33 protein-coding genes and 1 riboswitch are annotated in these 24,736 nt (G+C 39.7%); of the genes, 29 read left to right on the top strand and 4 right to left on the bottom strand.

Annotated features, from left to right (window positions below; all coding sequences use genetic code 11):
* Positions 1–69: 69 nt before the first annotated feature.
* A complete protein-coding gene (locus FLK61_RS11920) occupies positions 70–321 on the top strand; it encodes a hypothetical protein (protein ID WP_176009677.1) in 252 nt (83 codons plus the stop codon).
* Here FLK61_RS11920 and FLK61_RS11915 read toward each other — a convergent pair.
* The gene (locus tag FLK61_RS11915; protein ID WP_176009676.1) at positions 316–456 is read right to left on the bottom strand and encodes a hypothetical protein; all 141 of its coding nucleotides are present in this window, start codon (positions 454–456) and stop codon (positions 316–318) included. The genes FLK61_RS11920 and FLK61_RS11915 overlap by 6 nt on opposite strands.
* Before the next feature lie 67 nt (positions 457–523).
* Here FLK61_RS11915 and FLK61_RS11910 point away from each other — a divergent pair, with 67 nt between their 5' ends.
* The 7 genes from FLK61_RS11910 (at position 524) to FLK61_RS11885 (ending at position 5,475) form a co-directional block, all read left to right on the top strand.
* Positions 524–781, top strand: a complete 258-nt coding sequence (locus FLK61_RS11910; RefSeq protein WP_176009675.1) for a hypothetical protein — start codon at positions 524–526, stop codon at positions 779–781.
* Between the two features lie 11 nt (positions 782–792).
* Complete coding sequence (locus FLK61_RS20205; RefSeq protein WP_283811845.1) at positions 793–915, top strand: hypothetical protein; 123 nt, start codon at positions 793–795, stop codon at positions 913–915.
* 102 nt (positions 916–1,017) lie between these two features.
* Positions 1,018–1,317, top strand: coding sequence for a hypothetical protein (locus FLK61_RS11905; RefSeq protein ID WP_176009674.1), 300 nt, complete (start codon positions 1,018–1,020; stop codon positions 1,315–1,317).
* Positions 1,318–1,322: 5 nt separating this feature from the next.
* Positions 1,323–2,360 carry a phosphate/phosphite/phosphonate ABC transporter substrate-binding protein gene (gene phnD / locus FLK61_RS11900; protein WP_176009673.1) on the top strand — a complete coding sequence of 346 codons (1,038 nt, stop codon included), beginning with the start codon at positions 1,323–1,325 and terminating at the stop codon, positions 2,358–2,360.
* A gap of 9 nt (positions 2,361–2,369) precedes the next feature.
* The gene (phnE, locus tag FLK61_RS11895; protein WP_176009672.1) at positions 2,370–3,131 is read left to right on the top strand and encodes a phosphonate ABC transporter, permease protein PhnE; all 762 of its coding nucleotides are present in this window, start codon (positions 2,370–2,372) and stop codon (positions 3,129–3,131) included.
* Positions 3,131–3,874, top strand: coding sequence for a phosphonate ABC transporter ATP-binding protein (gene phnC, locus FLK61_RS11890; RefSeq protein WP_176009671.1), 744 nt, complete (start codon positions 3,131–3,133; stop codon positions 3,872–3,874). Before phnE ends, phnC begins: the two co-directional genes overlap by 1 nt.
* Before the next feature lie 95 nt (positions 3,875–3,969).
* Positions 3,970–5,475 carry an HD-GYP domain-containing protein gene (locus FLK61_RS11885; protein ID WP_176009670.1) on the top strand — a complete coding sequence of 502 codons (1,506 nt, stop codon included), beginning with the start codon at positions 3,970–3,972 and terminating at the stop codon, positions 5,473–5,475.
* Between the two features lie 21 nt (positions 5,476–5,496).
* On the opposite strand, the gene FLK61_RS11880 is transcribed toward FLK61_RS11885, so the two are convergent.
* Positions 5,497–6,369: a M14 family metallopeptidase gene (locus tag FLK61_RS11880; RefSeq protein ID WP_176009669.1), complete on the bottom strand. Its 873-nt coding sequence runs from the start codon at positions 6,367–6,369 to the stop codon at positions 5,497–5,499.
* A 128-nt stretch (positions 6,370–6,497) separates the two neighbouring features.
* On the opposite strand from FLK61_RS11880, the gene FLK61_RS11875 reads away from it, so the two are divergent.
* From FLK61_RS11875 to FLK61_RS11855, 5 genes are all read left to right on the top strand, one after another.
* Positions 6,498–6,872 (top strand): GntR family transcriptional regulator, encoded by a 375-nt coding sequence (locus FLK61_RS11875; protein ID WP_430708751.1) that lies wholly within the window; start codon positions 6,498–6,500, stop codon positions 6,870–6,872.
* Complete coding sequence (locus tag FLK61_RS11870) at positions 6,869–7,768, top strand: ATP-binding cassette domain-containing protein (protein ID WP_176009667.1); 900 nt, start codon at positions 6,869–6,871, stop codon at positions 7,766–7,768. The genes FLK61_RS11875 and FLK61_RS11870 overlap by 4 nt, the downstream gene beginning before the upstream one ends.
* On the top strand, positions 7,740–8,468 hold the full coding sequence (locus tag FLK61_RS11865; RefSeq protein ID WP_176009666.1) for a hypothetical protein: 729 nt from the start codon (positions 7,740–7,742) through the stop codon (positions 8,466–8,468). The genes FLK61_RS11870 and FLK61_RS11865 overlap by 29 nt, the downstream gene beginning before the upstream one ends.
* 1 nt (position 8,469) lies before the next feature.
* Positions 8,470–9,192, top strand: coding sequence for a hypothetical protein (locus FLK61_RS11860; RefSeq protein ID WP_176009665.1), 723 nt, complete (start codon positions 8,470–8,472; stop codon positions 9,190–9,192).
* A 213-nt stretch (positions 9,193–9,405) separates the two neighbouring features.
* Positions 9,406–11,703 carry an EAL domain-containing protein gene (locus FLK61_RS11855; RefSeq protein WP_176009664.1) on the top strand — a complete coding sequence of 766 codons (2,298 nt, stop codon included), beginning with the start codon at positions 9,406–9,408 and terminating at the stop codon, positions 11,701–11,703.
* A gap of 37 nt (positions 11,704–11,740) precedes the next feature.
* On the opposite strand, the gene FLK61_RS11850 is transcribed toward FLK61_RS11855, so the two are convergent.
* Together FLK61_RS11850 and rarD are read right to left on the bottom strand one after the other, a co-directional pair.
* Entirely contained in the window at positions 11,741–12,082 is a 342-nt protein-coding gene (locus FLK61_RS11850) for a DUF4870 domain-containing protein (protein WP_176009663.1), read from the bottom strand.
* A gap of 23 nt (positions 12,083–12,105) precedes the next feature.
* Positions 12,106–13,032 (bottom strand): EamA family transporter RarD, encoded by a 927-nt coding sequence (gene rarD, locus FLK61_RS11845; RefSeq protein ID WP_176009662.1) that lies wholly within the window; start codon positions 13,030–13,032, stop codon positions 12,106–12,108.
* Positions 13,033–13,238: 206 nt separating this feature from the next.
* On the opposite strand from rarD, the gene FLK61_RS11840 reads away from it, so the two are divergent.
* The 16 genes from FLK61_RS11840 (at position 13,239) to FLK61_RS11765 (ending at position 24,636) form a co-directional block, all read left to right on the top strand.
* Positions 13,239–14,216, top strand: coding sequence for a zinc-binding dehydrogenase (locus tag FLK61_RS11840; protein ID WP_176009661.1), 978 nt, complete (start codon positions 13,239–13,241; stop codon positions 14,214–14,216).
* A gap of 107 nt (positions 14,217–14,323) precedes the next feature.
* Entirely contained in the window at positions 14,324–15,580 is a 1,257-nt protein-coding gene (locus tag FLK61_RS11835; RefSeq protein ID WP_176009660.1) for a SulP family inorganic anion transporter, read from the top strand.
* Positions 15,581–15,637: 57 nt separating this feature from the next.
* Positions 15,638–16,030 (top strand): DUF302 domain-containing protein, encoded by a 393-nt coding sequence (locus tag FLK61_RS11830; RefSeq protein ID WP_176011229.1) that lies wholly within the window; start codon positions 15,638–15,640, stop codon positions 16,028–16,030.
* A 5-nt stretch (positions 16,031–16,035) separates the two neighbouring features.
* On the top strand, positions 16,036–16,296 hold the full coding sequence (locus FLK61_RS11825) for a metal-sensitive transcriptional regulator (RefSeq protein WP_176009659.1): 261 nt from the start codon (positions 16,036–16,038) through the stop codon (positions 16,294–16,296).
* Between the two features lie 81 nt (positions 16,297–16,377).
* Positions 16,378–16,857, top strand: coding sequence for a DsrE/DsrF/DrsH-like family protein (locus tag FLK61_RS11820; protein WP_176009658.1), 480 nt, complete (start codon positions 16,378–16,380; stop codon positions 16,855–16,857).
* Positions 16,858–16,882: 25 nt separating this feature from the next.
* Positions 16,883–17,437, top strand: coding sequence for a sulfurtransferase TusA family protein (locus FLK61_RS11815; RefSeq protein ID WP_176009657.1), 555 nt, complete (start codon positions 16,883–16,885; stop codon positions 17,435–17,437).
* A 71-nt stretch (positions 17,438–17,508) separates the two neighbouring features.
* A complete protein-coding gene (locus FLK61_RS11810; RefSeq protein ID WP_176009656.1) occupies positions 17,509–17,736 on the top strand; it encodes a sulfurtransferase TusA family protein in 228 nt (75 codons plus the stop codon).
* A 164-nt stretch (positions 17,737–17,900) separates the two neighbouring features.
* Positions 17,901–18,482, top strand: coding sequence for a histidine phosphatase family protein (locus tag FLK61_RS11805; protein ID WP_176009655.1), 582 nt, complete (start codon positions 17,901–17,903; stop codon positions 18,480–18,482).
* 61 nt (positions 18,483–18,543) lie between these two features.
* Positions 18,544–18,759, top strand: coding sequence for a hypothetical protein (locus FLK61_RS11800; RefSeq protein WP_176009654.1), 216 nt, complete (start codon positions 18,544–18,546; stop codon positions 18,757–18,759).
* A gap of 91 nt (positions 18,760–18,850) precedes the next feature.
* Positions 18,851–18,895: riboswitch (PreQ1 riboswitch) on the top strand.
* A 120-nt stretch (positions 18,896–19,015) separates the two neighbouring features.
* On the top strand, positions 19,016–19,678 hold the full coding sequence (queC, locus tag FLK61_RS11795) for a 7-cyano-7-deazaguanine synthase QueC (protein WP_176009653.1): 663 nt from the start codon (positions 19,016–19,018) through the stop codon (positions 19,676–19,678).
* A 22-nt stretch (positions 19,679–19,700) separates the two neighbouring features.
* The gene (gene queD / locus FLK61_RS11790; RefSeq protein ID WP_176009652.1) at positions 19,701–20,174 is read left to right on the top strand and encodes a 6-carboxytetrahydropterin synthase QueD; all 474 of its coding nucleotides are present in this window, start codon (positions 19,701–19,703) and stop codon (positions 20,172–20,174) included.
* The gene (queE, locus tag FLK61_RS11785; RefSeq protein ID WP_176009651.1) at positions 20,174–20,908 is read left to right on the top strand and encodes a 7-carboxy-7-deazaguanine synthase QueE; all 735 of its coding nucleotides are present in this window, start codon (positions 20,174–20,176) and stop codon (positions 20,906–20,908) included. The genes queD and queE overlap by 1 nt, the downstream gene beginning before the upstream one ends.
* A 107-nt stretch (positions 20,909–21,015) precedes the next feature.
* Positions 21,016–21,993 (top strand): oxygen-dependent tRNA uridine(34) hydroxylase TrhO, encoded by a 978-nt coding sequence (gene trhO, locus FLK61_RS11780; protein ID WP_176009650.1) that lies wholly within the window; start codon positions 21,016–21,018, stop codon positions 21,991–21,993.
* Between the two features lie 285 nt (positions 21,994–22,278).
* The gene (locus tag FLK61_RS11775) at positions 22,279–22,839 is read left to right on the top strand and encodes a DUF2179 domain-containing protein (protein ID WP_176009649.1); all 561 of its coding nucleotides are present in this window, start codon (positions 22,279–22,281) and stop codon (positions 22,837–22,839) included.
* Between the two features lie 117 nt (positions 22,840–22,956).
* Positions 22,957–24,116, top strand: a protein-coding gene (locus FLK61_RS11770; protein ID WP_176009648.1) for an IS3 family transposase whose coding sequence is annotated in 2 segments (ribosomal slippage) — positions 22,957–23,230 and positions 23,230–24,116 — 1,161 coding nt in all. Because the reading frame shifts where the segments join, the coding sequence is not laid out codon by codon here.
* A 325-nt stretch (positions 24,117–24,441) separates the two neighbouring features.
* Positions 24,442–24,636: a hypothetical protein gene (locus FLK61_RS11765; protein ID WP_176009647.1), complete on the top strand. Its 195-nt coding sequence runs from the start codon at positions 24,442–24,444 to the stop codon at positions 24,634–24,636.
* Positions 24,637–24,736: the final 100 nt, after the last annotated feature.

The raw sequence follows: 24,736 nt of genomic DNA, 5'->3' as shown, positions 1-24,736 counted from the left end.
CGTATATTCCCATAATTTACTTGCCTTTTTATGGACTGCATATTAGTCTAAAATAAAGGTGGTGACGTCATGCAACTCGTAGACTGGGAATATAGAAGACGTTATTCAATCGCAGCAGTATTTTCTAAGTTTCCAAACTCAACAGTAATCTTTCGTTCGTTCCCTAATTATTATTTTATTTACACGGTTAAATGGTCACAAAACGATCCTGTCGTAACGAGAGAGGATCTTTGTGAAATGGAGACCATCATAAATGATAATATGGGGTTACTTGAGCAATATAATAATCGCAGAGCAGCAAAAAGGGAATCCATTTTATAAAATGTGATTCCCTAAAAGTTGTCCTATCCCGTATCCAATTAAAGCGCCAATTCCTGCAAGCGCCACTATGAGTAAAAGTCTTCCTGTAGTTGGCAGAGACTTTACATATTCGACTATCTGCGTTCGTTTTGTCATTGTTTGTCGCCCCTCACTCATTTTACTTCTCTACATATCATATCATGAAGAGAAAGGGTGTGGGCGTGTGTTTAGCGGTGACGTTAACTCTCTTACAGACTTTACAAAGGGGCCGGGTTTAGATATCTTAGTTGCTTTTTTACTTTTAACGGGCAAATTGCGAGTAGATGGTATCCTACTTTATCGTGGATCCGCCTCCATTACAATAACCTTAGTTGGCAAGTTTGACACAAAGAAAGAAGACGTCATGCAACAAGTCATTTTAGGTGACCAAGAAATGTCTATGCAACTTATCTTAGATACGTTAAGTGGTCAGCAGTTGTAAGGAGGAATAAAATGAGTGGTGCAGTGGATGGCAATTCCTTTGCTGGAGTAGTTATAGCAGTGGTATTGCTCGCTTTACTTTTATACGGATCGGATCATTTAAAAGGAGTTACGGACGCTCCTACACGTGAATAAGCATTCTCGTATGAATACGAGAATGCTTATTTCTCGTTATTTCCTCACTTTTTTACTATAATAGGGGAGTTAACAGATTAGCTTTAGGGGGAATTGCGGATTATGGATAAAGATTCTGTTGAAAAACAGATTATTGAAGGCTATCAAAAAGAAGAAAAAATGATGGTTTTAGTCTTTGCCCAGTGGTGTATTAACCATGATTTAGACCCGGTAGAGATTTATAAAGAAGCCTATCCAACCCAAAAGAACAATGATGTTTTATCAGAAGCTATGGAGCTTACGGTCTCTAAAGAGGAAGCAGGACCAATTGATGATAGTCAATTACTTGGCGTTTTATCACTGTTTGGCAATGAAGACCTCGCTTTTACCGTCACATCTTATATTTCAAAACGGAAGGATTGATCCAAATGAAAAAAAGCTTATTACTTACTACTCTAGCATCAGGAGCACTACTACTCGCCGCATGTGGTGATAACGAGGGCAACACGACGAACTTAGCTAATACGACAAATGAAGAGACGACAACGAATGCTGACGCAAACGAGGCTACAAACGACAGCACAGGGGATACGCAACTAGCTGGTGATCCTGATGTGTATGAGGTAGCTGTCATTCCTTCTCAATCTATAGGAGAAATGCAAACAGGCTTAGATCTTTTAGAAGAACATCTAGCAGAGTCATTAGATATGGAAGTAGAAGTGACGCATTATCCTAGCTACAACGCAGTTGTAGAAGCATTGAATTACAGCCAAATTGATTTGGCATACTTCGGTCCAGTTACGTACTTAATTGCGTACGAGCAGTCTGGTGCGGAAGCTATTATTACGCAGGAGATCGACGGGAGCCCTTACTATTATTCTTATATGATCACGCAACCGGATGCCCCTTACGACAGTCTTGATGATCTTTTAGAAAATGTAGGAGAGGTGGACTTTGCTTTCGGTAGCCAATCCTCTACATCAGGGTTTGCAGTACCTGGTTATGAACTTTTACAGCGTGGCGTTTACGAGAACGAAGGGTCTTATGATTTTAATAGTGTAAGATTTACTGGCTCTCATGATATTACAGCTAATGCGGTTGCCAACGGTGACGTAGATGCTGGTGCCATTGATAGCGCTATTTTTAATGCTTTAATTGCGGACGGTATGATTAATGAGGACGACTACAAGATTATTTGGGAGTCTGATCAAATTTATCAGTATCCATGGGCAGTTCCAAACGGAACAGATGAAGCACTAATCGAACAAGTTCAGGCAGCATTTATGGAAATTGAAGAGCCTGAAATTCTCTCTATTTTCGGTGGAGCAAGTGCATTTGTAGAAGCATCATCAGATGAATATGAAAGCATCCTTGAAGCAGCGCGAGCGTTCGGATTACTTGATCCTGAGCCTGAGGAAGAAGATGAGGCTGAAGAGGAATCAAACGCTAACGACAGCAATGAGTAGGTCGTATTCATGATGTGGTTTCGTAAACGAATCATCGTTTATGCACTTTTATTAGGAGTTTTCCTATGGTTAAGTGCTAGAGGCTCAGAATTTTCTTTTTCTGAGCTTTTTGAATTAGAGAACACCATCGACTTTATTGGGCGTAGCTTTGTACCGCTTCAAACAGACCTTATCCCATATTTACTGCAACAATCTTTGATAACGCTCGCGGTGGCATTCTTTGGGACATTTACTGCGCTTCTTATTGCTATCCCGCTTAGTTTTATCGCAGCCGAGAATACGTCTGGTTCTTCCATTACGTTTTATGGCTCTCGCTTTTTCTTAAGCCTTGTACGATCCATTCCAGAAATTGTGTTTGGATTAATATTTGTGGTATCGGTAGGATTAGGTCCTTTTGCAGCACTCCTAGCTATCTTTCTTCATAATGTGGCAGTTCTTGCAAAATTAATAGCGGAGCTTGTAGAGTCCTCCGACAGTGGACCGCAGGAAGCGATGCGTTCTGTAGGTGCTTCTAGAAGAATCGGACAAGTCTTTGCCATCATTCCACAAATTTGGCCAAACATTTTGTCTCAGTACTTCTACCGTTTTGAGGTAGCAATCAGGACATCCTTAGTGTTAGGGATGATTGGAGGCGGAGGCCTAGGTCAAAGCTTAATGAACTATTACAATAGCCTTGCGTATAACTCCATGGCAACAGCGATCGTTATTATTATGGTTCTCGTTATTATAGTTGATGTAACTGGCGGAATTGTAAGAAAGAGGGTGATCTAATGACCGTTATATTAGATTGGCAAAGAGCTTCCGTCAAATACCCCGGTAGTAAAGATCATGCTCTTAAAAATATGAGCTTGCAGATTCATAAAGGAGAATTTGTCTGTGTACTCGGTCGAAGTGGAGCAGGCAAGTCGACATTTATTCGAACCATTAACGGCCTTCAATTATTGACAGCAGGCTCGGTAAAGGTCAATGGTCAATTAATCCGAGGGAATCAGGATTCAAAACTAAAAAAAGTACGTTCTGAAATCGGAATGATTTTTCAACATTTCCATCTCATACCAAGAATGACGGTGAAGCAAAATGTAATGACTGGTAGATTTGGCAAAAATAAAAACTGGCGAAATATATTAGGTATCTTTAGTGATAACGATAAAGCGCTAGCTAAATATTATATGTCTGAGGTTGGTCTAAAAGAGTTTGAGGATCGCAGGGTAGAACGTTTAAGCGGTGGTCAAAAACAGCGTGTTGGAATCGCGCGTGCAATGGTGCAAGAACCATCGATTTTATTAGGTGACGAACCAGTTGCAAGTTTAGATCCAACAACATCAGATTATATTTTTCAGATTTTAAAACGTATGCATGACGAAAAAGAATTAACAACAATAATTAATGTACATGATGTGGAGCTTGCAAAAAAATATGCATCACGAATCATTGGGCTGCGAGAAGGAAAAGTCGTTTTTGATGGTTCGGTTGAAAGCTTAACAGAAGAGGTACTTACTTCCATTTACAGGTAACTTCATCACGAGACTTTTGCAGGAGTTTTTTTGCAAAAGCCTCGTGATTTCTTTTGCTTTTCGGAGTATACTAATGCAAGGGGAGTGGTGGCCGAATGGAACAGACTATTATACAGAGATTTCAACGACAAATTATTATAAGCTACGTACTCGGCTCTGTTCTAGCGGTATTCGGAGTTGGAAGTGTTTTTATTTTTCGAACGCTCATACTTAGCGCCTCTGAGGTCTTATACTTGTTAATAATTATGGTTCTATCAGCAACTATTATGATTTCAGCAGAGTTAGTCTTATATAAAAAACATACGAAGTCTATTTACAATGTTTTTATTAAAAGTAATCCGTCTTATAAGGAGTTAGAAGAAGCATTTATAACTGCTTATCGCTTTCCAAAGCTGACGTTTATTCGAATTATTGGACCGCACTTATTCGGTTTAGGTATTCCAGCGACGATCTTAACGATTGTTTTTATCGAGATGAATATCCTTTCCTTTCCGTATTACTACATAGGTTATGCGTGGGTGGGAGCTATTTTGATTGCGATTATGCATGGATTTATTGAATTCTTCTTATGCGCTAGACCAAGTCGTGAGCTCGGACAGCAAATAAATCTATACGCAAAAAGAATGTACAATCGACCAATCTTTTTAAATGGTAGATATTTTCTGAGTATTCGTACAAAATTATTTTTAAGTATTATTTTTACAGCTACGTTTCCTGTTGTCTTAATGCTACTCGCTTTACAGATACGAACGATAGCTGCATCAAATAATATGTTAGATAGCTATTGGAGCTGGTCATCTGTTATTTTAGTCGTCATCTTAGCAGTATCATTAGCATGTTCTGTACTACTATACATGAGTATAAAAGAGCCTATCGAACGTTTGTCCTCACAATTCACTCGTGCTTCCGAAGGCACTTTTGAAAAAATGGAGCAAACATATGCAGATGAATTTGATGATCTTGTCAGTGGATTTAATACGATGGTAACAGGAATTAATTTACGTGATGAACGCAATGAAGAGCTCTTAGACGGACTTTTCGCTGTTTTTGCAACAACTTTAGATGCTAGAGATGAATATACGGCTGGACACTCGTTCCGAGTAGCAGACTATTCGGTTAAAATTGCAGAGACGCTTAATATGGAAGAAGATCAAATTGATGTCGTTCGACGTTCAGCACTCCTGCATGACATTGGCAAAATAGGTATTTCAGATAGCATATTACTTAAAACAGGTAAGCTTACGAAGGAAGAATTTGATGTTATTAAAGAGCATCCAGGATTAGGAGCAAGAATGCTTGAGGATATCGGCTTACCAGATGAATTATTACCAATCTTACCTGGTGTTAAATACCATCATGAGCGCTACGATGGCAGAGGGTATCCCGAGGGGCTGAGAGGAGATGACATTCCACTTCTTGGCAGACTACTTGGAGTAGCCGACGCATTTGATGCTATGACTTCTGACCGGCCCTATGTAAAGGGGAAGTCCTTTGACGAGGCACTTGCCATTATTGATGCAGAAAAAGGGTCGCAGTTTGACCCTTATTTTGCAGACGTATTCATTCAGCTCATGAATGAGGAGAAAAAGCTTCGTGCCTGATCATAAAAAAAAACGAGCCGCCTAACTATTGTCGGCTCGTTTTTCTTTTCGCTGAGAAATAAAGGAGATCGTACCTCGTATAAATGCCTTCGTATCGTTCACTAAATCCTCGAAGTCGTCTACAGGTAAAGGGTTCTTTCCCAATCCCAACTCTACAGTAAAACCTGGTTTTTTATACGTATGAATAAACCAATCTTTAAATCCAGCAAAGCTATCTATATAGGGCACCGATTTATATCCCGTTAACGCTTCTAAATGGAGCGCTAATTTAACAGATTCTAATGGCTCCTCTTTCTCATATCCCCAATAAAATTCTCGGCCTTGCGTATGAAAAGCGAATACATAATCAAATAGTCGTTGCTTGGCGAGATCCACCATAGCAAGTGCCTCTGGCTCTGTTAAAGGTTCATATCCAGGGAAGTCGCGAGGACATGGTAAAGGCGGTTTCCGTTTCTTTTCAACGTGCCATTTCGCTGGGAATTGGTTGTTTAAATCAACCCCTCTTGCATTTGCCTTCCACGTATCGAATGTTGGATGAGGATAATTTAGCATAGCAACCATCGTGTGAAGAGGCTCTTGCTCAGGCGGCCCATGCAGAAATATCTCAATACCATCTGGATTAACCATCGGTACGATAGAAAAACGCATCGGTGCAATCTGCATTTCAGGAAGTAATTGTAGAACGGCTTCTACTAAGACTGGTGTCGTGATGGCTTCATGTGCGTGAAAACCAGCGTTTAAATGAACGAGTGGCCCTTTATCGCCTAATTCTAGCTCAACTAACTCTCGACCTAATAAGGATCGTCCGAATATGTGACGATGAAATCCCGCTTGTATTAGGTCATCTACATGACTCATAAGTACTTGATGATCAAAATTTACCGGTGAAATCACAACCATCTCTCCCTTCCGCTATTCATTGTATGTCGGAGGTAGAAAAAAATGGTTGCAAAATGATAAAAAGCAGAATAAACTAATAGTACATTAGTGTAGTAATGCACTATGCTTGAGAGGTGATGAAATTGCTGGAAGAACATGCGTCAAAGCCAATTTACATTCAAATTGCCGAGTGGTTAGAGGGACAGATCATGTCTGAAGAGTTAGTTGAAGAAGGTAAAATGTACTCTCAATATCAGCTGGCGGATATGTTCACAGTAAATCCCGCTACTGCAGGTAAGGGGTTGTCCTTATTATTGGATCAAGGAATTTTATTTAAAAAGAGAGGGCTCGGAATGTTTATTTCGATTGGAGCAAAGGAGTTAATCATACAGAAGCGACGTACAGAAGTGTTACCACAAAAAATGAAGGAAGTCATTCGCGACGCGAAATCCTTACACGTTACAGAGGAAGAGCTGATTGACATGCTACGAAAAGAATTTAGGGGGGCGGAGTCATGATTACATGTACAAATGTAACGAAGCGAATTGGGGACAATGTCGTTTTAGGGAATATTTCAGTGACGATCGAGCGAAATTCGATTACAGGAGTAATTGGTAAAAACGGGGCTGGGAAATCGACCTTTTTACAGCTGCTGGCTGGTTTAAAAAAGCCTTCCTCAGGCACGATTAAAATAAATGACGAAGCGCCATTTAATAACCTACACGCATCTGCTAATACCATATTTATATATGACGGATTAGAATTGCCTGAATCACTACCCATTACTATGATCTTTGACCTCTATGCTAAAAGCTATGAGAATTGGAATCAAGAGCTTGCTCATAAGTTAGCGAGTCATTTTACCCTTGATGTAACGAAAAAACCAAGAGAGCTATCTCGCGGTCAGCATGGTGCTTTGATAGCTGTTATCGGTATTGCAACTAGAGCTCCGCTCACCATTTACGATGAACCGACGAACGGAATGGACGAAGCAGTGAGAGACGATTTTTATAAAGCGATACTTAAAGACTATATCGCCTTCCCAAGAACGATTCTTTTTGCTACTCACTACGTGGAGGAAGTAGAGAATGTATTAGAATCAATCATGATCGTCCACCATGGAAAAGTTGTTACGTATGATAATATTGCAAGTTTGCAGGAATCGGTTTGGAGAGTCAGTGGCAATAAAGAAGAGTTGCATAGATGGGCGAATCAAAAAAAGGTACTTGTAAAAGATTCAGGCTCAAAAACATTCCATCACGCCTCAAGTGTCATTATTGAGCATAAAGGAAAACCCGACGTTCCAGAAAGCTTTACAACAAAAAGCCTATCGACAAAAGAAATTTATTTAGCGATGGTCAACGAGAAAAGGGGGGACATTGACGATGTATTCACATCTAACAGAAACGAGTAAACGAATCCTATTTCTATTACAGCTACGATTATTTACTATGTCCGGTACCGTTTGGATCTTACTATTTCTGCAAGTACTATTTATGATTTTTTCACTAAATGGCGTCTCCTCAGGCTCTATGTCCTTATCAGGAGTTAATATCTTAACGGCAACATACACAGCGGATAGCGTTATTGCAGTTACAATTATTTGGACATTCAGTATAGCAGTCATGTTAAACCAGCGGCATATAGCTAAGATAGATGCGGCATTTGTGCAAAATCATCGTGTGAGACAAGGTGCCAACATGTCGCTTTTAGTTCTATTTGCATTAATCGGTGCGGTAACATCAAATTTATCCGTTTTTATATTAGGCTTATATACGGTGATCTTCCATAGTGCAGAAATTGAAACGTTCATGAGCGTGCCAATTTTACTTACGAGTATACTTACGACATTTTTATTAGCGCTATTTGCAGGGGCATTAGCGTACACCATTATGGGTCTACTACGATCAAAATTTGCACCTTTCATCTTAATTGGTGGCGTTATTGTGGCTGCTCTATTTTCGCTTCTTTTCTTTCCTAATATAGGATCGGTTTTATTTACTTTCTTTTTTGGAGAAACAAGTGTTATTCTCTTCACGCTAAAAATTGGGGTTGTCACAGTTGGATTATTTATATGTGCGTACTTTTCTACAAAACATACGGAGGTGATGTAGGATGATAAGAAGTTTTATCGCAGTTATTATTGCCTTTGTAGGTAGTATTATTGTCATTACACTTTTAAGAAAAATAGCAGTTTGGCCAACAAAGCGGCTAAGTCCTAAGACAACGTATAAAATCTTTGCGGGGTATTTGATTTTATTACTACTTAGTATTCCAACGTATTACGTCTTAAAACAAGAGAGAGTGTACGATGGGAACGAAGAGTTGCGTCAGGACTTTGTTCGTGTAGATAAATCCTTTTTAAATAATCGCTTAGAGGAGCTTGATCCTCTAAGGAAAGAATCAGGAAGCTTTGACTACGACCAAGAAGATTTAATGATTGTGAAGACGAATCAAAGTGAGTATACACCGGTCTATGTAAGGCGCGTTCCTGAGGCAACACAAGTAGAGTGGATGTATATCTACCCTAGAGTGCAAGTCTCATTTGGTGAACGAAGTAGAGTCATTGATCCCGATCAAATACCTAAAACAGATGTTACGTTTTATGATGACCAGCTCGTATTATCAACAATGTATGATACAACCATTCGTTACGAAAGTTTATCGGGACCGATTATCGGCAGCAATGTCAGAGAGGGCTTAGATGAAGAGAGAGACGAACCTATATTTGTTCGAGGAAATGGCGCAAGTGTGGCTCATGCTAGTCTTCTACTTACAGTTCCTGAGGACCTACTTATAAGCGGCGTAATGATTGAGAATGAAGTGACCGTTCGATAACATAACGTTCCAGAGAGCGTCGCTACCTAGCGTCGCTCTTTATTCTTGTGGAAATTGATAATAAAGCCTTGTTTATGATAAATATTTACTAGGAATTCGCAAAATAGAAAGGTATAATATAGACATATTATAGGTCTTACGTAGGCTTGGAGCAGGGGGGCGTTCACTATTTTTCAAAAAGGGCAAGGTCACTTTCAAAAATCATTGACGGCTATGAAATACAAAATATTAGACGTCATGTCGATTTCACTATTAACATTCGGAGCACTCCTATTTCTTGCGAATTTCCTTAATGAACAGGCTCTTGGAGATAATTCATTATCATTGCTCGTGAGTCCTATCTTTATCGTCGTCCTTGGAGCATTTTTCTTCAAAAAAAAATTATCTTACTCTATTCGTGTATATATCAATTTAATTGCTGTTTTTTTAGTCGGGCTTTTAAGTGTACATTTTTACGGAATGATCGGTCCTGGGATGATGTTCTTTTTAGCATCTAGCTTTATTGGGACAGTACTACTTGAACGCAAAGCGGCATTGACGTTTATAGCCGTTAGCTTTCTAACATTTACTGTGTACAACCTCTTATGGGTACTTGAGGTAAGACAATTTAACTTTGATGTGATTCCTTACTCCACCTCATTCGAAACGTACGTATCACGAATGATGACGTTACTCTTTTTTGGGGGGTTAATTTTACTTAATCAATATCGAATCATCGACTTTTTGGTCGATTCCTTGCAAAAATTAGGTGATACCAACCAAACTCTTTCTGAAAAAGAAGAGCAGGTTAGGGAACAATACAATGAGCTTTTATATAATCGTGAGCATGCAAAGTTTGCTGACCATAAGTACGAGGTGCTCGTTGAGAATACGGATGATGCCATTTTTAGTTTAGATGCCACTGGGGAACTCACGTCGGTAAATAGTTCACTATTAAAGCTTGTAAATAAAAAAGAGTATCAATTAGTAGGACAAAAAGTCTCTACTGTGCTACCAGATAGTAAAAACGTTCAATTATTTAATGAGCATTTAGCAAAGCTCCTGAATTCAAGAGGGTCAGTAGAATACATAACAGAAGTAAGGATTCAAGACGTTAGCAATGGTACCTATCATGTGAAGCTAACACCAGTCATTAATGCAAAAAACGAGATTCTCCTGATTACTGGCAGAGCGCACGATGTCTCAACCTTAGTTGAGAAGGAAGAGAAGATTAAACAGTTAGCTTATTTTGATCAACTGACTCAATTACCTAATCGAGTATTGTTTGAGCAACAAGTAACAAGTAGGCTCTCGTCACATGCTGACGATTACCATATTGGGATTTTATATTTAGACTTAGATAATTTCAAAAAGGTCAACGACACAATGGGGCACGATGCTGGAGATGATTTATTGCGCACCATTACAGAGCGCTTAAAACCGGCTCTAACAAGTGGAGAAATGCTGTCTAGAATGGGTGGCGATGAGTTTGCTCTACTCATCATGTATAAAAAGACGGAGGTTGAAGACTTTCCTTTAGCACTGAGGAGCTTGACGAGACGAATTTTAGAGCTAGTTGGCGAACCTGTTAAAATTCACGATATGTTGTTTTATTTAAGTGCAAGTGTTGGTATAGTCATGTATCCACAGCACGGGCAAAGCTTTGAAGAGCTCATGCAAAATGGGGACGCAGCTATGTACCGTGCGAAAAATGGTGGGAAAAACCAATATCGCTTTTATTCGAATCACATGAAAATAGAAATAAACGAAAGTATCCTCGTTGAGGCAGAGCTTCGTGAAGCGCTCAACCATCAGGAGCTCTCGATACACTATCAGCCACTCTATGACGCAGGGACTTCCACTTTAAGAGGCTTCGAAGCTCTGATGAGATGGAACTCAACGAAGCTTGGCCACGTATTCCCTGACAAATTTATTCCTGTTTTAGAACAGACCGGACTCATTATTCCTTATGGAGAGTGGGTGTTTCGAGAAGCTTGTTTAGAGAACAAGCGCTACCAAGTGAAAACTGGAGCTAGAACAATTATGTCCATTAATATTTCACCAATACAATTTAAAGATATTCATTTTATCAAAAACATTACCTCTATTTTACAAGAAGTAGATCTAGCTCCAGAGTTTGTGGAAATAGAGATTACTGAATCAATATTAATAGATCAATTTGATAGTATCGTGGAGAAGCTAAAGGAGCTTCGGGCACTTGGGGTTCGCATAGCGTTAGATGATTTCGGAACAGGCTTTTCGTCACTCAGCTATTTACGAAAGCTTCCGATTGATACATTAAAAATAGATAAATCCTTTATTGATGACATTTTAATTGAACATCACCCACGAATGATTATTGCTTCGATTGTCTCTATGGCTCATGAGATGAAGCTAGAAGTAGTCGCAGAAGGGGTAGAAACGAAGGAGCAAGTGCAATATTTAACAAAGCATAATTGTGATACGTTACAAGGATACTACTTTGCAAAGCCTCAGCTATTTGAGTTGTTAGAAGAAAAGTTAGGTGTATAGGCAAAAAAAACAGACCCTAAGAGGTCTGTTTTTTGTATTAAAGGAGTCGGAAGATAAATGGGATGCGAAATCTGTCTCCTTGAATCGCCTTCACGATTCCAACAACTGTGATAACAAAAGCTGCGATCCCAAGAACACCTAGAATTAAAAACCCAATTAATATAAGTGCTAATAAAGATGCAATAAGTCCATAAATTGTATAGCTAATAAAGAAATTTAAATATTCACGTCCGTGATGATCGACAAAATCAGAACTGTCTTTCTTAAGGATCCATATGACAAGTGGTCCGATAAATGCCGTAAAGAAACTAATTCCATAAATTAACGCGGCTACTAGTTTATCTTCTTGTGAAACGGATACATCTTGTGCTGTATGCAACGTTATCCCTCCCTTTATTGGTACTAGTTACTTGTACCCTCTTTCAGAGGCTTATTAACATGTTTTAAAGATGTTGATTTCCGAGAGAGCGAATACATACCTAGTGCTATCCATATGCATAGGAAGGCTATTGTGTGATAGATCGTGAAGGGCTCTCCATATAATAGAACTCCTAATCCTAACATAATCGTTGGTGCGACGTATTGTAAGAGCCCAAGTAAGGAGAACGGAATACGCTGTGCGCTAAAGCCAAATAAAATAAGTGGAATAGCTGTAGCTACCCCTGTACCGGCTAATAAAATGGCATAGCTTAAGCCGTTTTGTAAATAGAGTGCCGATGATAGGCTTGGATGCACAATCATGATAAATGCTAATGCAATAGGCATCAAAAGCAAGGTCTCAATAATGAGTCCTGTCATAGAAGACAATTTCGTTTGTTTTTTTACAAGTCCATATAGTCCAAACGTCAATGCTAGTGTTAACGCTAAGTAAGGAATTTGACCAAAAGATAGAGTAAGGACTAGGACACCTAGTGTCGCGAGTCCAATCGCGAGCCACTGTTTTTTTAACAACGTTTCTTTAAAAAAGAGAACCCCTAAAACAACATTTAGAAGTGGATTTATGTAGTATCCGAGACTTACCTCAACCATTCGTTCATTCGCAACTGACCAAATGAAAATGATCCAATTAGCACTAATAAGAAGCGCTGATAGAGATATTCCCACGATTATTTTTGGATGAGTCACGATGTAGCGAATGTCGTCATGTAGCTGAGGGAGCTTTCTCATGAAAATGAATAATACAACTAAAAAGATAAAGGACCATATAATGCGAAAGGCGAGTACTTCCGTAGCTGGTACACTCTCAACAAGCTTCCAGTAGATGGGCAATAGTCCCCAAAGTAAGTAGGCACCTACACCAGCTAGTAATCCTTGTTTATAATCAGACATGTTTATCCCTCATTTCTTTTACAGTTTACCTCAAAAAATGTATTTCTGTCAGACTTTCTGACTCTCTAATGAGATAAAAAATGTCTTCGCTTGGGAAAGAAAATATAGTACTTTCCCTGTTTTGCATTTTTCATAAGCCGTATAAGTTGCCTGAAGGATGAGAGAATACGTATACTTTTTACATAGAACGAAAGGAGGCAATACACGTGAGAGCGTTATTATTAGAGGAAAAAGGTAAGTGGACCGACATGACTGTGCAAGAAATTGAAAAGCCAAAGCCACAGGCTGGGCAGCTATTAGTGCGAGTAAAAGCCGCTGGATTAAATCCGGTTGATTATAAAACAGGTACAAATGGTTATCCTGGTTGGGAGTACCCTCATGTGTTAGGCCTAGATGTAGCTGGTGTTGTTGAGGAAATCGGAGAAGGCGTGACCGAATTTAAAGAGCAAGATCATGTTGTTTTCTTGAATGATATGTCTAAAAAAGGCGGTTTTGCGGAATACGCGATTGCTGAAGCACATACGGCGACAAAGCTACCATACAACGTCTTATTTACGGATGCAGCGGCACTTCCGGTAGCTGCGTACACGGCGTATCAAGCGCTGTTTGATAAGATTCGAGTTCGTGCGGGTGAATCTATTTTAATTCACGCTGGTGCAGGAGGAGTTGGCGGCTTTGCCATACAACTTGCAAAGCAAGCTGGGCTCTACGTGTTTACAACGGCTCAAGAGCATAATCATGAGCATGTACTAGAGCTTGGAGCCGATGTTGCCATTGATTATAAAAAAGAATCCTTTGTAGATCGTATTATGGAAGAAACAAATGGAGTGGGTGTCGACGCTATACTTGATACAGTAAGTCGAGATAATGCCAACGAATCAGTGAAAGCACTCGCATTCAACGGACACCTCGCATTTATTGCTGGGCAGCCAAAAATGGATGATTCTATCGAGTTTGGTCATCCGAAGTCCTTCCATCATGTAGCACTTGGAAGTGTGTATCAATCAACCAATCTTAGAGAGCAAAAGCGTCTTCAGGAAATTGGAAATGATTTAGTGAAACGAATAAGTAACGGGATGCTAAACACAATAGTTACCGAAAAAATTGTACTTAGCGATGTACCACGAGCACTTGAAAAACTGCAATCTCGATCTGTACGAGGGAAAATAGTCGTAGAATTATAAGGGAAAGGTGCCTTAACGGGCGCCTTTTTTTGTTGAAGAAAATGCCTTGACTTATACCTGTACAGGTATATATAATACCAATAGGGGTATTAGGAGGAGTGGTATTAATGAACAGTCAACAAACCAACCATTATTTAAAACACGAATTTAGGTCAGATCTACAAGCTGGTTTGATAGTAGCGGTGATGCTAGTTCCGCAAGGGATGGCCTACGCACTTTTAGCCGGAATGCCTCCGATAACTGGATTATATGCTTCAATTATTCCCATACTGATTTATGCGATGATTGGAACGTCCAGGCAGTTAGCGGTTGGACCCGTGGCTGTTGTGTCTCTTTTAGTTTTTGCAGGAGTTTCACAACTAGCAGAACCGGGCTCATCGGAGTTTGTCAGCTATGCAATCCTTCTAATGATGATGGTAGGTGTTATCCAGGTCGTGATGGGTGTCATTCGTCTCGGCGGTTTAGCTTCTTTTATTCCACATGCAGTCATTAGTGGCTTTACGTCTGCGGCTGCTATCGTCATTGCTTTTAGCCAATTAAAACACGTTTTTGGTGTATCCGTTCCTTCTGAAGCTAGTCCATTACAAACCATTACTCACATCTTCATGCAGCTACCTAATAGTCAGGTTATCACTTTTTCAATTGCCTTAGGGAGTGTGGCACTCCTTCTTATCTTAAAAAAAATTGCACCAGCTTTCCCTGCACCACTTTTAGTAGTTATAGTCACAGTGTTACTCGTTTCAGGATTTAATCTAGCAGAACGCGGTGTCTCTATTATTGGAGATGTTCCTGCAGGATTACCTAGTTTGCTCATACCAACTATCACTATTGATGCGATGCTACTTCTATTGCCGACCGCGCTCACAATTTCGTTTATTGGGTTTATGGAATCGTATGCGATGGCAAAAGTAATTGCGCAAAAAGAATCCTATTCTATTAAACCGAATAGAGAATTAATCGGGCTTGGCGCTGCCAATGTTGGCGGATCCTTCTTTGGAGCATTTCCCGTTACCGGTGGATTCTCGAGATCAGCAGTTAACTACGAGGCAGGCGCTAAGACGAAGTTTGCTGGTGTAATTACTGCCATGTTAATTGCATTAACATTAGTATTTTTTACCTCATACTTTTATTATTTACCTAATGCCGTGCTAGCAGCTATCGTTTTAGTTGCAGTGTATAAGCTTATCGATTATAGTGAGGCAGCCCATCTTTTTTCATATAATCGTATCGACTTCGCTCTATGGATGATTACGTTTTTAGCTACATTGGTTATTAGTGTGGAAATAGGCCTAGTCACCGGAATAATTGCAGGAATGCTTGTCATTCCTTTAAGGAGAAAACGCGTTTTGATGGACGCGGCTTGACACGGATCAACTAACGCCGTATGATATACCCATACCAGTATAGGAGTGATTGCATTGATGCATATAACCTTTACATCCCCGTTTTCTGTACAAGAAACGGTTGAACGTTTAGCAGAGTCTTTGAAAAAACAAGAGTTTGGCGTGTTATGGGATTTTGATGTGAAAGCGAAGTTAGATGAGAAGGGCGTTGGGCTAAATCACGAGTTTAGAGTGCTTGAAGTGTGTAATCCAAAGATAGCAAAACAAGTATTATCAGAGACTTTACTTGCAGGATATTTTTTACCGTGTAAAATGGTAGTATATCAAGAAGATACTAAAGTTAAAGTAGGGATGCCAAAACCTACTGTTTTAATGAATTTGATAGATGATCAAGTTGCTAAATCTGTAGCAGAAGATGTGGAAAGTCGCATGCAAGCTGCCATGGAGGAAGCGATAAATAGAGAGGAGTGACTAGAATGGAATACACCGACCAAATGAAAAATCGAGTGAAGCGTGTGGAAGGTCAAGTACGTGCCATCGTTCGAATGATGGAAGAAGAAAAGGATTGTCGCGATCTTGTCGGCCAAATGTCAGCGGCTCGCAATGCGTTAGATAAAGCTATTGCAGTCGTCGTTAGCGCAAACTTAGAGCAATGCGTGCGTACACAAATTGATAATGGGGAAGAGACAGAAACCCTCATTCAAGAAGCAGTAGGTTTATTAGTAAAAAGTCGCTAACTAGTTGCGCGTCACGCGCAACTTTCTTTTTACATGCGCATATACCCCTACCTGTACTACTATATAGAAGGAGTTTTTATCATGTCTGAGAGAAAAAAAACGAATATTATTTTATTTAGCGGTGATTATGACAAAGCAATGGCAGCATTCATTATTGCTAATGGCGCTGCTGCATATGATCACGACGTTACGATTTTTGCAACGTTCTGGGGACTCAATACGTTCCGCCGAGATGAACAAGTAACAGTAAAAAAGGGCTTCATTGAAAAAATGTTTGGCAAGATGATGCCTAGAGGTGCCAATAAACTACCATTATCTAAAATGCAGTTTGCTGGAATGGGTCCTAAAATGATTAAAGATGTTATTAAAAAGCATAATGCCATGCCTTTGCCGGATCTCATTGAAATGGCAAAAGAGCAAGAGATTAATCTTGTTGCTTGTACAATGACCATGGATCTTTTAGGTCTTCAAGAAGCCGAATTAATAGAGGGGTTAGAGTACGCTGGAGTTGCCGCTTATTTGGCTGAAGCAGAAGACGGAGCCGTGAATCTATTTATTTAATTTAAGACTAATTGGAGGTTTAATAATGACAGTACATGCAGATGTTCGATTAGATGCAAAAGGATTAGCATGTCCAATGCCGATTGTAAAAACAAAGAAAGCAATGGCTGATTTAGCAGCTGGTAAAGTTATTGAAATTCAAGCAACGGATAAAGGTTCTTTAGCAGACCTAAAAGCGTGGTCTACTAAAAATGGTCATCACTATTTAGGAACAGATGAAGATGGGGATGTGTTGATTCATTATGTTCGTAAGGGTTCTGATGAAGATCAACAAGAAAAAAAGCATGAAGCTGTTGCGACAAATGATGAATTAGCATCGAAGCTAGATGAGGTAACCGTGTTAGATGTCCGTGAAGAGGCGGAGTATCATTTTGGTCATATTCCCGGTGCAGTATCGGTCCCACTCGGCGAGCTTGAAGCAAAAATGTCTGAGATTCCTACAGATAAAGCCATTTATGTCGTATGCCGCACTGGAAGTCGAAGCGATCTTGCCGCGCAAATGCTTACCGAAAAAGGCTTTAATGAAGTGGTGAATGTTCTACCTGGCATGACTGAATGGGAAGGTCCTGTAACGAAGTGATAGATAGAGCGGGAGAGGGGATCTCGCTAGAACCGCTACTAAAGACAAAACTTATTTTAGGAGATGATGATATGGAAGCGAAGGGAATTTTAGATGCAAAAGGATTAGCGTGTCCGATGCCAATCGTTAAAACAAAGAAAGCAATGAACAACTTAGAGTCTGGCGATGTTTTAGAAATTCATGCGACAGATAAAGGTGCAAAGGCTGACTTAGCTGCTTGGTCAAAGTCTGGTGGACACGAGCTTTTATCTCAAGAAGAAGATAATGGTACGTTTAAGTTTTGGATTAAAAAAGGATAAGGCATGTAAGAGCTTGGCATAGTGCTAAGCTCTTTTTTTAGCAAAAAGGTTGTGATAAATAGGTCTAGATACATCCCTGAAATGTAATTTATCCCGGGTTTATGTTTTTATAAAGCTTTTTTAGGGGATAGTAAAGTACTTAAGCACTAGGGGGAAGACAAACCATGTCCAAGCTAATATTTGTTAAACACTCCATACCAGAAATGAACTCAGACCTTCCTCACCATGAATGGCAACTATCCGTAGAAGGTAAGGATCAAGCATTAAAGCTAGCTAATCAACTAAGAAGCTTTAAAGTTAATAAATTTTATTCTAGCGAAGAGAGAAGCTCAATCGAAACAACTTATTTAATCGCAAGCGAGCTTTTAAAGCGTTGGGAGCCAGTGCAAGGGATTTCACATGATTGCCAAGTAGTAACTGCAATGAAATACCCTAAGCCAATCTGGAAAGAGAAAATCAAACAATTTTTAACTATGAAGGATCACGTTATACTCGGGAATGAAACTGCAAGCGATGTCAAAACGCGTATTAAATTAGAGTTAGAGAAATTAATAAGTAATGTAGGTTCGAACGAAGATATCTGTGTCATTACCTCGAGTATTACGATGGCATTATTTATAGAGGACTATTCTTCGAATCAAGCATCAGAGCTATGGGATGGTTTTTTAGAGCCGATAATAGCTGTTATTGATTTGGATAGTAGGCGGATGACAAAGCTAAGTACCGTGAACGCGTTAACAAGATAGATTTTTCAGATAATATACGGTATACTAATCCTATCTCATTACTCGGTAGGAGGTTATTACGATGCAAAGGACATTTTTAGAATCCATTACGTATGAATGTTTATTTTTCGTTATTGGTATTGTCATGGCTGTCCTTGCATGGTCTAACGTGTTAGAAATGGATAGGTCAGGTCTTGTTATTGGAGCTGGCTGCCTTTTAGCGAGTGTTTCTCTTGGCCGTATTTGTTACGAAACAATAATGTACATGAATCATCAAAAAGAAGCTCGATTAAAATAACACACAAGATTTCCTATAGTAGACGTATCTGAAGCAGTATGATATGATGTCATTTGGACAATTACCCATACTACTGTACCGTTCGAATGGAACGGGAGAGGTTCTAGCTAAACCCTCTATAAAAAACTAAGGACATACTGCCCTAAATGGGCATTTTTTGTGTGAACTTATTTTTTTTCCTATGTAACCGTTTAGCTACTTTGGCTAAACGGTTTTTTGTTATATTTTTTCTGAATGTAAAAGGAGAGTGCTTATCGTGAAGCAAGAGAAAGCATTAGTCGTGTTTAGCGGCGGTCAGGACAGTACGACGTGTCTGTTTTGGGCAAAAAAACAATTTGCCGAAGTAGAAGTTGTCACCTTTAACTATAACCAGCGACATAAGCTTGAAATCGAAGTGGCACAGCAGATTGCGAAAGAGCAAAACGTGAATCATCATCTGTTAGATATGAGCTTACTCAGTCAGCTAGCCCCAAGTGCTCTCACTAGAGATGATATTGAGATTGAAGAGCAAGAGGGGGAGTTACCTTCTACATTTGTGGAAGGACGTAATCTATTGTTTCTCTCATTTGCAGGTGTACTTGCGAAGCAGATTGGTGCAAAGCATATAGTAACAGGTGTGTGTGAGACAGACTTTAGCGGCTACCCAGACTGCCGTGATATATTTATTAAATCCATGAATGTGACGCTAAATTTATCGATGGACCACGGGTTTGTTATTCATACTCCTCTTATGTGGCTGGATAAAAAAGAGACGTGGGAGTTAGCGGATACGCTTGATGCTCTTGATTACGTTCGTCATAACACGCTTACTTGCTATAACGGAATCATTGCGGATGGTTGTGGAGAATGTCCAGCGTGTAAGCTACGTAAAAATGGACTTGATTTATATTTACAAGAAAAAAAGGAACGTGCTATCTAATATATTGTAAGGAGGTGTCGCCATGTTTGGTTTTCGCGTAGTAGAAAAGCTTCAGAAACTTGGCGAAGATATAAAGAAGAGTGAGCTGAAGTATCACCACAAGCGTGTCCTTGTTAGTAAGGAGTTTACGTTTGATGCGGCTCACCATTTACACGAGTACGAAGGAAAATGCAAAAATCTACATGGTCATACGTATAAAGTTATCTTCGGAATAAGTGGCTATGTGGACGATGTTGGGATCATGCTTGATTTCGGTGACATTAAAAAGAGCTGGAAGAAAGATATTGAGCCATATTTAGATCATCGTTACTTAAATGAGATGCTACCACCAATGAACACTACTGCCGAAAACATGGTCGTGTGGATTTATGAAGAGATGGAAAAATCTCTTCAAAAACGAAGTGCACATGCAAAGCAGTCCTTCCAAGTCGAGTTTGTACGACTGTTTGAAACACCGACTAGCTATGCAGAAGCTCGCCGGGAGTGGATGCAATAATGGCTAACAAAGTACCAGTTTTAGAAGTCTTTGGTCCAACCTTTCAAGGTGAAGGAATGGTTATTGGGAAGAAGACGATGTTTGTCCGTACAGCAGGCTGTGATTATTCGTGTGCGTGGTGTGATTCTGCTTTTACATGGGACGGATCTGCGAAAGAAGATATTCGTATGCTTTCCGCAAAAGAAGTTTTTGCAGAGCTGCAGGAGCTGGCCCCGAATAATTTTGCTCACGTTACGATATCGGGAGGGAATCCAGCTCTTTTGAAAAATATGGGGGAGCTTGTTACCCTATTGCATGATAAAGGTATGGAAGTGGCCATTGAAACGCAAGGAAGTAGATGGCAAGACTGGCTTGTAGAGATTGATGACCTGACTATTTCTCCAAAGCCACCGAGCTCTTCGATGGTAACTGATTTTACGGTTTTAGATGATCTTATTAATCGCCTTAGAGATGCGGACAGAGTCTCGCACACTAGCTTAAAAGTGGTGTGCTTTAACGAAGAGGACTATCAGTATGCAAAGGAAATTCATGCAAGATACCCAGATATTGCGTTCTTTTTACAAGTAGGGAATGAGGACGTTGATCATAATGTATCAGAAGATAATTTAGTGCCTAAGCTGTTGATGAAATATGAAGAGCTTGTTGATCGTACGATGTCGGATTCAGATATGACTCGTGTGAGAGTCCTTCCTCAGTTGCATACATTAGTGTGGGGTAATAAACGTGGCGTGTAGTATAGGTACCCATAGGCGTAATTTGAGCTTGTCATAATAAAGAAAAATTTGATATAATGTCTTTCGTACTTTTAGTTCGTGTGAAAGAAGGAAAGGGGAAAAGAAAGATGGAACAAGCACCATACCGTGTACTACTTTTCTATAAATACGTGGATATTGATAGCCCAGAAGAATTTGCTCAAGAGCACGTTGAATTTTGTAAATCTAACCACTTAAAAGGGCGTATTCTTGTTGCGACTGAAGGAATCAATGGAACGGTCTCTGGAACGTACGAAGATACACAAACATATATAGATGCGATGAGAGCGGATGAGCGCTTCGCCGATATGGCGTTTAAAATTGATGAGTCAGAAGGTCATGCGTTTAAAAAAATGCATGTGCGCCCAAGACCTGAGCTTGTCACGCTACGTTTAAACGAAGAGGACGTTGATCCTAGACAAACGACAGGGAATTATTTAACACCTGAGGAGTGGCATGAACAGCTTCAAAATCCAGATGCGATCGTCCTCGATGCGAGAAACAAATATGAGTATGATCTAGGACATTTTAGAGGCGCTATTCGTCCGGATATTGATAGCTTTAAAGAGCTACCTCAGTGGCTTAAAGAGAATAAAGAGAAGTTTGAAGGCAAAAAAATCCTTACTTATTGTACAGGAGGAGTTCGCTGTGAAAAATTCTCTGGTTGGCTAGTTGACCAGGGGTTTGATGATGTGAATCAGCTTCATGGCGGAATCGTTACTTATGGGAAAGACCCTAATGTGAAGGGCAAAATGTGGGATGGTCAGTGCTATGTATTTGACGAGCGTATTAGTGTTCCGGTAAATCAGGAGGAGCATGTCGTTGTAGGACGTGATTATTATACTGGTGAGCCGTGTGAGCGCTACGTTAATTGTGCGAATCCCGAATGTAATAAGCAAATTATTGTCTCTGAAGAGACGGAGCGTTTTTATGTTGGAGGATGTTCGGATGAATGTCGCAAGCACCCTCGTAATCGTTATGTTACACGTAACAACATCTCCGTTGAGGAATGGGATAAGCAACTGCAAATTATTGATGAGCACTTAGCTGCTACATCTAATAGATAGTATTTTAAAATAATTTATAGAGGGAAGAGGAATGTCTGGATTAATTCGACATTTCTCTTCTTTTTTTGTGAAAAGTAGTTGGCTTTTTACCTATGTATTTTATAGACTTTTAACTAATTGATGCGACTTATTTAAGGTTGGATACGCCTTCATAAAAGTGCAATGATATTTTGTCGAAATTTGTCGATAATAATTTTTCTCGGATACTGACATTCTACTATCTTTTTTTAAAAAGCCTGTTAGAATTAATTTGAAATTCGTTATTAAAAGAAGGGGGTTCTCCCATTGATCGAACCTATTATCATTTTTCTTGCACAAATACTATACGTACCAATTTTAACGTTGCGTACGATTATGATGGTTAAATCGCAGAAAACAAAAGCAGCTGGTCTTGGTGTGTTAGAAGGTGTTATTTATGTGGTGGCTATAGGGATCGTGTTAAGTGATTTGTCTAATTACGCTAATATGGCTGCTTACGCGCTAGGCTTTGGTGCTGGACTTTATATTGGTGCTCTAATTGAAGAGAAGCTCGCAATCGGGTATGTTACCATTGAAGCTAATATTCCTCGTGTAAACGAAGCGTTAGTAAGCCGTCTTCGTGAAGTTGGATTTAGTGTATCCACTTCCACTGTACAAGGAATTGAAGCAGAACGGTATTTACTTTACTGCACAGCACGTCGTGATCGCGAAAAAGAATTTTATCAGATTGTTGATGCCTATGAGGAGAAAGCATTTGTGGCATCTTTTGAACCAAGAAGCTTTAAAGGCGGATACATTACAAAGGCCATGAAGAAACGCCGCGAAATGTTTTTACGTAGAAAAAACTTAAAGAATAGCCCTCAATAATTAAAGGAGCTGGGACAAAAGCGATTACATTGTAGACTAACCTAAATTAATGGGACACAATAAAACACCTTCGAAATGGTACACTTGAACAAAGTACTAATTCGGAGGTGTTTTTGCATGGGCAAAAACGTGTATTCAAATGAGGTAAAGTGGGCGGTAGTTAAAGAAAAAATGAGTGGTCAACTAACAAACAGAGAGATCATGGATAAGTATGAAGTTAAAAATGTGTCTCAAATCAAGACGTGGATGAAATGGTATCGTGAAAATCAGATTCATCGATTCGACCAGCCAATTGGAAAACAATATACGTATGGTCTTGGTCCTGAGGATTCGAGTGTAGAGAAAAACGACCGGAAAATGAAGCATCTCACACAGGAGAATGAAATCCTAAAAAAGTATTTGGAGATCGAAAAGGAGCTGAAAAAGAAATCGTCCTCCAACTAGTCCAGAAATTAAGAAGGAAATATACTGTGTCAGCTATTCTATCTGTCTTAAACGTGCCTAGGTCTACCTATTACCGCTGGGCATCTGCCGAACCAGTTACATTATCTAAGGAAGAAAAGACAATGATCTACCTATGTAAGAAAACAAAGTACCGATATGGACACCGTAAAATTAAAGAGTTATTAAAACGCGACTATCATATCAAGCTACATCGTAATACGGTTCAACGGATGATGCAGAAGCATCACCTTCAATGTAGAGTGAAAAAGAAAAGAAAGTGGAAATCTCAAGGTGAGTCTGTCATTGTCGCACCACACTTATTACAGCGAGCGTTTCACGCAAGCAGACCGAATCAAAAGTGGGTAACGGATATTACGTACATTCAATATGGGGCAGACACGTTATATTTATCAACGATTATGGACTTGTTTAATAATCAAATCGTCGCTTATAAGCTGTATACACACCAGCAGATCCCTTTGGTTATGGATACTTTAACAGATGCGCTAGAAAAGAGAGGTCATCCAACAGGGGTCATGATTCATTCAGATCAAGGAAGTGTTTATTCTTCTTATGCATACCAAAACCTAATGAAAGAGAAACATTTGATCAGTAGTATGTCCCGAAGGGGAAACTGTTGGGATAACGCAGTCATTGAGTCTTTTCATTCAAACCTAAAATCAGAAGAATTCCAGTATGTAAAGTTTAATTCGTTGTCTATGGAAGCCGTAAAAGAACGGATAGATCAGTTTATGAAGTATTATAATGAAGAGCGTATCCAGGAAAAATTAGGCTACCATACACCAATAGAGTTTGGTGAAATGGCAGCCTAAGAGGGTGTTTTATTACTGTCTCATATGACTAGGTCAGTCTATTGTCCTGGCTTTTTTTATGTCATGCGATTTATTGCGCAAGTAGAAGGTGTAACTGCGCAGGTTGGAGGGAGAACTGCGTGAAAATCTACGTGAACCGCGTGAAAAAATCCTCCAACTGCGTAACATAGAAAAAATCGCGCAAGTAGAAGGTGTTAATGCGCAGATTGAAAGGAGAACTGCGTGAAATTCAACGTGAATCGCGTGAAAAAAGCCCCTGACTGCGTAACGTAGAAAAAATCGCGCAAGTAGAAGGTGTTAATGCGCAGATTGAAAGGAGAACTGCGTGAAATTCAACGTGAACCGCGTGAAAAAGGCCTCCAACTGCGTAACGCAGAAAAAATCGCGCAAGTTGAAGGCGTTAATGCGCAGATTGAAAGAAGAACTGCGTGAAAATCTACGTGAACCGCGTGAAAAAAGCCTCCAACTGCGTAACGTAGAAAAAATCGCGCAAGTTGAATGCCAAACTGCGCAGGTTTAAAGGAGGACCACATGAAAATCCACATGAACTACGTAAAAAGTGCACCCTAATGCGTAACACCTCATTACCGATGAGCGTCCTCTACCTTTCCCAATTTAAA

The sequence above is a fragment of the Paenalkalicoccus suaedae genome (assembly GCF_006965545.2).
GTDB classification, from domain to species: Bacteria; Bacillota; Bacilli; order Bacillales; family Salisediminibacteriaceae; genus Paenalkalicoccus; species Paenalkalicoccus suaedae.
The sequence above is the reverse complement of the archived record's forward strand: the minus strand, read 5'-3'. Positions and strand labels throughout refer to the sequence as shown.

What these genes read in the sequence shown, in the direction of transcription:
- FLK61_RS11915 (WP_176009676.1), bottom strand. Translation starts at nt 456, where the DNA reads ATGACAAAACGAACGCAGATAGTCGAATATGTAAAGTCTCTGCCAACT.
- FLK61_RS11825 (WP_176009659.1), top strand. Translation starts at nt 16,036, where the DNA reads ATGGAATACACCGACCAAATGAAAAATCGAGTGAAGCGTGTGGAAGGT.
- FLK61_RS11815 (WP_176009657.1), top strand. Translation starts at nt 16,883, where the DNA reads ATGACAGTACATGCAGATGTTCGATTAGATGCAAAAGGATTAGCATGT.
- FLK61_RS11855 (WP_176009664.1), top strand. Translation starts at nt 9,406, where the DNA reads ATGAAATACAAAATATTAGACGTCATGTCGATTTCACTATTAACATTC.
- FLK61_RS11820 (WP_176009658.1), top strand. Translation starts at nt 16,378, where the DNA reads ATGTCTGAGAGAAAAAAAACGAATATTATTTTATTTAGCGGTGATTAT.
- FLK61_RS11830 (WP_176011229.1), top strand. Translation starts at nt 15,638, where the DNA reads ATGCATATAACCTTTACATCCCCGTTTTCTGTACAAGAAACGGTTGAA.
- FLK61_RS11860 (WP_176009665.1), top strand. Translation starts at nt 8,470, where the DNA reads ATGATAAGAAGTTTTATCGCAGTTATTATTGCCTTTGTAGGTAGTATT.
- FLK61_RS11835 (WP_176009660.1), top strand. Translation starts at nt 14,324, where the DNA reads ATGAACAGTCAACAAACCAACCATTATTTAAAACACGAATTTAGGTCA.
- FLK61_RS20205 (WP_283811845.1), top strand. Translation starts at nt 793, where the DNA reads ATGAGTGGTGCAGTGGATGGCAATTCCTTTGCTGGAGTAGTTATAGCA.
- FLK61_RS11920 (WP_176009677.1), top strand. Translation starts at nt 70, where the DNA reads ATGCAACTCGTAGACTGGGAATATAGAAGACGTTATTCAATCGCAGCA.
- FLK61_RS11905 (WP_176009674.1), top strand. Translation starts at nt 1,018, where the DNA reads ATGGATAAAGATTCTGTTGAAAAACAGATTATTGAAGGCTATCAAAAA.
- FLK61_RS11800 (WP_176009654.1), top strand. Translation starts at nt 18,544, where the DNA reads ATGCAAAGGACATTTTTAGAATCCATTACGTATGAATGTTTATTTTTC.
- phnD (WP_176009673.1), top strand. Translation starts at nt 1,323, where the DNA reads ATGAAAAAAAGCTTATTACTTACTACTCTAGCATCAGGAGCACTACTA.
- FLK61_RS11885 (WP_176009670.1), top strand. Translation starts at nt 3,970, where the DNA reads ATGGAACAGACTATTATACAGAGATTTCAACGACAAATTATTATAAGC.
- FLK61_RS11805 (WP_176009655.1), top strand. Translation starts at nt 17,901, where the DNA reads ATGTCCAAGCTAATATTTGTTAAACACTCCATACCAGAAATGAACTCA.
- FLK61_RS11810 (WP_176009656.1), top strand. Translation starts at nt 17,509, where the DNA reads ATGGAAGCGAAGGGAATTTTAGATGCAAAAGGATTAGCGTGTCCGATG.
- queE (WP_176009651.1), top strand. Translation starts at nt 20,174, where the DNA reads ATGGCTAACAAAGTACCAGTTTTAGAAGTCTTTGGTCCAACCTTTCAA.
- FLK61_RS11870 (WP_176009667.1), top strand. Translation starts at nt 6,869, where the DNA reads ATGATTACATGTACAAATGTAACGAAGCGAATTGGGGACAATGTCGTT.
- phnE (WP_176009672.1), top strand. Translation starts at nt 2,370, where the DNA reads ATGATGTGGTTTCGTAAACGAATCATCGTTTATGCACTTTTATTAGGA.
- rarD (WP_176009662.1), bottom strand. Translation starts at nt 13,032, where the DNA reads ATGTCTGATTATAAACAAGGATTACTAGCTGGTGTAGGTGCCTACTTA.
- trhO (WP_176009650.1), top strand. Translation starts at nt 21,016, where the DNA reads ATGGAACAAGCACCATACCGTGTACTACTTTTCTATAAATACGTGGAT.
- queD (WP_176009652.1), top strand. Translation starts at nt 19,701, where the DNA reads ATGTTTGGTTTTCGCGTAGTAGAAAAGCTTCAGAAACTTGGCGAAGAT.
- phnC (WP_176009671.1), top strand. Translation starts at nt 3,131, where the DNA reads ATGACCGTTATATTAGATTGGCAAAGAGCTTCCGTCAAATACCCCGGT.
- FLK61_RS11865 (WP_176009666.1), top strand. Translation starts at nt 7,740, where the DNA reads ATGTATTCACATCTAACAGAAACGAGTAAACGAATCCTATTTCTATTA.